Source organism: Nonomuraea lactucae (assembly GCF_003313395.1).
Lineage (GTDB): Bacteria > Actinomycetota > Actinomycetes > Streptosporangiales > Streptosporangiaceae > Nonomuraea > Nonomuraea lactucae.
Genome location: NZ_QNFZ01000845.1, coordinates 1 through 6091, shown reverse-complemented (window position 1 = coordinate 6091; position 6091 = coordinate 1). Strand labels below are relative to the sequence as shown.

The window sequence follows — 6091 nt, the reverse complement described above, 5'->3', positions numbered from 1 at the left end:
CGCCGTGATCGCGCTGGCGGCCGCCACCGGCGGCTGGATGGTACGGCGCGCGGGCTGGCCGGAACGTGCCGTCTCGGCGGGCGCGGCCGTCGCGCTCCTGTACCTCGAACCGGCGAGCGTCGTTACCGGGCTGGCCCTGCTCGCCGTGGCACTCCTCCTCCACCTGGCCCTCCGCCGACCGAACCCCCTCCACCGAACGCAGAAAGGGACATGATGCGATCCGTCATCCGCCTCGGCGCCGCCGCGGCCGCTCTCCTCATCGGCCTCACCGCCTGCGGCGGCGAACAACAGGGCCCCGCCGGCGACCACTACAAGAACGGCCGGCTGTCCATCGCCACCGGCAACACCACGGGCGTCTACTACCAGCTCGGCGGGGGCTACGCCGACCTGCTCTCCAAGAACGTGCCGGGCTACCAGGTCACCGCCGAGGCCACCGGTGCCTCCGTCGAGAACATCCAGCGGGTCGTACGCGGTGACTCCGACATCGCGTTCACGCTGGCGGACGCCGCGAGCGACGCCGCGACGGGCAAGGGCGCCTTCGACAGCCCGCAGCCGATCCGGGCCCTGGCGCGGATCTACACGAACTACACCCACGTGATCGCGCGGGCCGACTCCGGCATCCGCACGGTCGCCGACATGAAGGGCAAGCGGGTGTCGACCGGGTCGCCGAACTCGGGCACGGAGAACATCGCCCTGCGGCTCCTGAAGGCGGCCGGGCTGAACCCCGACGCGGACATCAAGAAGCAGGCGCTGTCGCTGCCCGAGACCGTGCAGGGCATCAAGGACGGCACGCTGGACGCGCTGTTCTGGTCCGGCGGCCTGCCGACGGGAGGCATCACCGACCTCACCACCAGCCTGAAGAACGACGTGGTGTTCGTGCCGATCGACGACCTGCTGCCCAAGCTCCAGGCCGAGTACGGGCAGGTCTACCAGGCCAGCGCGCTGAGGAAGGACGTGTACGCGACCCCTGCCGACGTGCCGACCATCGCCGTGCCCAACCTGCTGATCGTGTCGGACAAGATGCCCGCCGACCTCGCCGCGAACCTCACCAAGGTCCTCTTCGAGCACCAGGCGGATCTGGTGAAGGTCCATCCGGAGGCGAAGAACATCAGCCGCGAGGACGCGCCGAAGACCGAGCCGGTCCCCCTCCACGACGGCGCCAAGCGGTATCTCGGATCCGCCTGACCCCGGCGTCCCCCGATTCCCGTCCCCTGCGCGTCCTGCCCGCGCACGGGGGCGGGCCCGTACGCGCCTCAGCCCTCGTCGACGTTGGTCCTCGTCGACCTCAGCCCTCGTCTACGTAAAGTCCTCGTCGACCTCAGTCCTTGTCGACGTCGACGATGCTCGCGCCCAGCGGGAGCAGCGAGATCGGCACCATCTTGAGGTTGGCGATGCCCAGCGGGATGCCGATGATCGACACGAACAGCGGGATCGCGGTCAGGACGTGCCCGATGGCCAGCCAGACGCCCGCGACGACACACCAGATGATGTTCCCGATCAGCGAGAACACCCCGGCCTCCGGGTCGCGCACCACGATCCGGCCGAACGGCCACAGCGCGTAGGCGGCGATCCTGAACGCGGCGATGCCGAACGGGATCGTGATGATCAGGATGCAGCAGACGACTCCGGCCACCGCGTAACCCAGCGCGAGCCAGATGCCCGCGAAGATCAGCCAGATGACGTTCAGCAGCGTGCGCATGCTTCCAGCATGTCAGCGGCCTGTCGGGACCGTCATCCGGCACCCCCCTCAGCCGCCCCCGACCTCCAGGCGCCCCGGCCTCGGGGCCAACCCTGAGGTCGTCGGCGTCCCCGAGGTCGGCGTCCCCGAGCGCGGGGCCCGTCCCTGTCCTGGCGGCCCGGCGAACGCCTGGGCGATCCCCATCCAGGCGCGGGCGGTCTCACCGGTGATCTCCAGCGAGGCGTCGGCCAGGTGGAGGCGCTGCGTGACCACGAGGCAGAAGTCGAGCATGGGGCCGCGCACCACGTCCGCCGCCTCCGCCGGCCCGGCGGTCCACGGCTCGCCGCCGGGAGCCGTCAGCTCCACCCTCACCGGCTCGGCAGGCACGGGCAGCCCACGTACGGCGAAGCTGTAGGCCAGGGCCCGGTGGCCGATCGTCGCCACGTGGCGCAGCCTGGCCGTCGGCTCCCGGGTGACGCCGAGCGCGTCGGCCACGTCCTGGCCGTGCGCCCAGGTCTCCATCAGGCGTGCGGTGACGAACGAGGCGGCCGACATGTCGGGGCCGTACCAGGGCACCCGGTCGCGGGCGCCGAGCCGGGCGAACGCCTCCAGGCCGGTGGCGCGGGCCGTACGGAACCAGCGCAGCAGCTCGTCGGGGGGCAGGCCGCGCGCCTGTGCGGCGAGGTCGTCCACGGAGGTGAAGGACGCGAGCGAGGCGCGGAAGGCGTCGGGGTCGGTCACCGCGGTGCGGGCGGCGTCGTCGAACCAGGCCAGGTGGCTGACCTGGTCGCGCACCGCCCAGCCGGCGGCCGGCGTGGGCAGCTCCCACTCACCGGGCCGGAGCGGCCGGAGCAGGAGCTCCAGGGATTCGGTCTCCGCGCGCAGGTCGTCGAGCAGTTCGGCCATCAGGTCCACCACGCCGACACCCTAACCCGAATTTCGTTCTACAAGGAATAATGCGAGATGTGATCTGCGACAGTTGCAAGGACAGGCGCCACGAGGAGTGCCGCGGTGGTTCCTGGTGCGACTGCCAGCACCAGAGCCAGCCGGAGGTCAAGGAATCACCGCTGGGGTGGCAGCACCAGGGATGATCGAGTCCAGACTCTGGACCCCATGTTGGACAACTCGGGCCGCTCGCGTATCTTCTAATACATGCCAGCGGACCCCATGCTCGTAGGCCGGCGCCACGTCGACCTTCAGCGTGTCCGCAGCGCCATCTGTAGCGACGCCAGCTGACCCGATCCACTCTTTTCACACTCAGCGCGTCGCACACCTCCTGAAACCCCTGCACTCGACGACGAGGCGGGAGGAAAGACTGCGCGCGCCCATCATCCGAAGGACGCGCAATGAGCACTCCTGCCAGCCGGCACCACAAGCGCCCGCGCGGCGAGGGTCAGTGGGCTCTCGGCTACCGCGAGCCGCTCAACAAGAACGAAGAGAACAAGAAGAACGACGACGGGCTCAACGTCCGCCAGCGCATCATCGACATCTACTCCAAGGCCGGGTTCGACTCGATCGACCCCGCGGACCTGCGCGGACGCATGCGCTGGTACGGCCTCTACACCCAGCGCAAGCCCGGCATCGACGGCGGCAAGACGGCGATCCTGGAGCCCGAGGAGCTCGACGACCGCTACTTCATGCTCCGGATCAGGATCGACGGCGGCCAGCTCGACCTGCGCCAGCTGCGGGTGATCGCCGACATCTCCAACGACTACGGCAGGGGCACCGCCGACCTGACCGACCGGCAGAACGTGCAGCTCCACTGGGTGGAGATCGAGTCGGTGCCCGACATCTGGGAGCGCCTGGAGGCCGTGGGCCTGTCCACCACCGAGGCGTGCGGCGACACCCCGCGCGTGATCCTGGGCTGCCCGCTGGCCGGGATCGACTCGGAGGAGGTGCTCGACGCGACCGAGCAGATCCGCGAGGTGCACGACCGGTTCATCGGCGACCCGGCCTACTCCAACCTGCCGCGCAAGTTCAAGTCGGCGATCAGCGGATGCCCGGCCCACTGCACCGTGCACGAGATCAACGACGTGGCGTTCGTCGCGGTGGAGCTGCCGACCGGCGAGAAGGGCTACGACCTGTGGGTGGGCGGCGGGCTGTCCACCAACCCGATGTTCGGCAAGCGGATCGGCGTCTTCGTCCGCCCCGACCAGGTCGGCGACGTCTACGGCGGCGTGATCGGCATCTTCCGCGACTACGGCTACCGGAGGCTGCGGCACCGGGCCCGGATCAAGTTCCTGGTCAACGACTGGGGCGCGGAGAAGTTCCGGCAGGTCCTCGAGACCGAATACCTCAAGGAGGCGCTGCCCGACGGGCCCGGCCCCGAGCAGCCCCGCGGCGGCCGGCGCGACCACGTCGGCGTCTTCCCGCAGAAGGACGGCAACTTCTACGTCGGCTTCGCGCCCAAGGTGGGCCGCCTCGACGGCGACAAGCTGCACGTGATCGCCGACATCGCCGAGCGGCACGGCTCCGACCGGGTCCGCACCACGGTCGAGCAGAAGATGGTCATCCTCGATGTCGCGCCCGACCGGGTCGACTCCCTGGTGGCCGAGCTGGAGGCCAACGACCTGCGGGTCAACCCGTCCACGTTCCGCCGCCAGACGATGGCCTGCACCGGCATCGAGTTCTGCAAGCTGGCCATCGTCGAGACCAAGGCCGTCGCGTCCGACCTGATCGACAAGCTGGAGCAGCGGCTGCCCGACTTCGCCGAGCCGCTGACCATCAACGTCAACGGCTGTCCCAACTCCTGCGCCCGCATCCAGGTCGCCGACATCGGGCTGAAGGGCCAGCTCGTGATCGACGAGAACGGCGAGCAGGTCGAGGGCTTCCAGATCCACCTGGGCGGCTCGCTCGGCGTCAACCCGGGCTTCGGCCGCAAGGTGCGCGGCCTGAAGACCACGGCCGCCGCCCTGCCCGACTACGTGGAGCGGGTCGTCACCCACTACGACGCCCAGAAGAAGGAAGGCGAGACCTTCGCCGACTGGGTGCAGCGCGCTGACGAGGCGGACCTGCGATGAGCACGCGAGCCGTTCCCTTCCACTGCCCCTACTGCGGCGACGAGGACCTGGAGCCCTACGAGGGCGACGGCGGTTGGTACTGCCGGTCCTGCGCGCGTGCTTTCAAGCTGAAGTTCCTCGGAATCGGAGTGAAGATATGACGCTGGTCGACATCGAGATCGGACTGAGACAGCAGCGCGGCACGCTCGACCTGCAGGACATCATCGAGTCCGCCGCCGTGTTCCTGGAGGAGGCGTCGCCCCGCGAGATCATCCGCTGGGCGGCGGCCACGTTCGGCGACCGGTTGTGCCTGACCTCCTCCATGAGCGACGCGCTCCTCATCGACCTGGTCAGCCGTGTCAAGCCCGGGGTGGACGTGCTGTTCATCGACACGGGCTACCACTTCGCCGAGACCATCGGCACCCGTGACGCGGTCCAGCAGGTCTATGACGTCAATGTGATCAACGTGCAGCCGTCGCGCACGGTCGAGGAGCAGGACCGCGACCTCGGCCCGCGCCTGTTCGGCCGCAACCCCGACCTGTGCTGCTACCTGCGCAAGGTGGAGCCGCTCAACCGGGCGCTGGAGCCCTACCTGGCATGGATCTCGGGCATCCGCCGCGACGAGTCGCCCACCCGCGCCGACACCAAGGTCGTGGAGTGGGACGCCAAGCGGCAGATGGTCAAGGTCAACCCGATCGCCCGGTGGACCCAGGACGACGTCGACAACTACATGGCCGACAACGGCGTGCTGATCAACCCGCTGCACTACGACAACTACCCCTCGATCGGCTGCGCCCCCTGCACCCGGCAGGTCGCCCCCGGCGAGGACCCGCGCAGCGGGCGCTGGGCGGGGCTGGGGAAGGTCGAATGCGGCATTCACCTGTAGTCCCGGGCGCCCAGCGGCTCTCACCGGCGGGCGAGGTGGCCCGGCCGGGCCGCCCTGCGCGCGCGGGTGTGCCGCCGACGACGGAGGCGGCCCTCTCGGGGGTTTTGGGGCTCTCGGGGGTCTCGGGGTGCGGTGACCTCCCGCTGGTGGCGGGCCTCTCGACGCGGGGTGACGTAGCTCCTTCGGCGCGCGGTGAGGTGCCGTTGGTGGCGGTGGCGCACGGTTCGCGCGACCCGCGGGCCGCCGCCACGGTGGAGGCGCTGCTGGACGAGGTACGGCGGGCCCGGCCGGGCCTGCCGGTGCGTACCGCCTACCTGGACCACGCCGCCCCGACGCTCGGCCAGGCCCTGCACGGGCTGGGCGAGGCCGTGGTGCTGCCACTGCTGCTCACCGAGGCGTACCACTCGCGGGTGGACCTGCCCGCGGCGCTGAACGAGGCGCGGGCCCGCGACCCGCGGCTGCGCGTCCGCTACGGCACCACGCTCGGCCCGCACCCGCTGCTGCCCGCCGCGCTGGAACGCCGGCTGG

General features: G+C 70.3%; 9 protein-coding genes. 7 read left to right on the top strand and 2 right to left on the bottom strand.

The genetic code is table 11. The features are described 5' to 3' along the window. Both DQW85_RS29365 and DQW85_RS29360 read left to right on the top strand, forming a co-directional pair. Positions 1–214, top strand: a 214-nt coding sequence (locus tag DQW85_RS29365) for a hypothetical protein (RefSeq protein WP_162795470.1), incomplete at its 5' end; no start/stop codon positions are given. Beyond that, entirely contained in the window at positions 211–1185 is a 975-nt protein-coding gene (locus DQW85_RS29360; RefSeq protein WP_113703092.1) for a TAXI family TRAP transporter solute-binding subunit, read from the top strand. The genes DQW85_RS29365 and DQW85_RS29360, both read left to right, overlap by 4 nt. Positions 1186–1318: 133 nt before the next feature. Here the strand turns inward: DQW85_RS29360 and DQW85_RS29355 are convergent, their stop codons facing one another. Continuing rightward, entirely contained in the window at positions 1319–1699 is a 381-nt protein-coding gene (locus DQW85_RS29355; RefSeq protein WP_113703091.1) for a YccF domain-containing protein, read from the bottom strand. Between the two features lie 48 nt (positions 1700–1747). Further along, positions 1748–2596: a TIGR03084 family metal-binding protein gene (locus DQW85_RS29350; RefSeq protein WP_205315500.1), complete on the bottom strand. Its 849-nt coding sequence runs from the start codon at positions 2594–2596 to the stop codon at positions 1748–1750. Between the two features lie 234 nt (positions 2597–2830). Between DQW85_RS29350 and DQW85_RS48305 the strand changes: the two genes are divergently transcribed. From DQW85_RS48305 to DQW85_RS29330, 5 genes are all read left to right on the top strand, one after another. After that, complete coding sequence (locus DQW85_RS48305; RefSeq protein WP_420819193.1) at positions 2831–2914, top strand: putative leader peptide; 84 nt, start codon at positions 2831–2833, stop codon at positions 2912–2914. A gap of 110 nt (positions 2915–3024) precedes the next feature. Continuing rightward, the gene (locus DQW85_RS29345; RefSeq protein WP_113703090.1) at positions 3025–4698 is read left to right on the top strand and encodes a nitrite/sulfite reductase; all 1674 of its coding nucleotides are present in this window, start codon (positions 3025–3027) and stop codon (positions 4696–4698) included. Beyond that, a complete protein-coding gene (locus tag DQW85_RS29340) occupies positions 4695–4838 on the top strand; it encodes an Insertion element protein (protein WP_113703089.1) in 144 nt (47 codons plus the stop codon). The genes DQW85_RS29345 and DQW85_RS29340 overlap by 4 nt, the downstream gene beginning before the upstream one ends. Further along, positions 4835–5563, top strand: coding sequence for a phosphoadenylyl-sulfate reductase (locus tag DQW85_RS29335; protein WP_113703088.1), 729 nt, complete (start codon positions 4835–4837; stop codon positions 5561–5563). Before DQW85_RS29340 ends, DQW85_RS29335 begins: the two co-directional genes overlap by 4 nt. A gap of 206 nt (positions 5564–5769) precedes the next feature. Beyond that, the coding region (locus DQW85_RS29330) for a sirohydrochlorin chelatase (RefSeq protein ID WP_205315499.1) at positions 5770–6091 on the top strand (322 nt) is incomplete at its 3' end.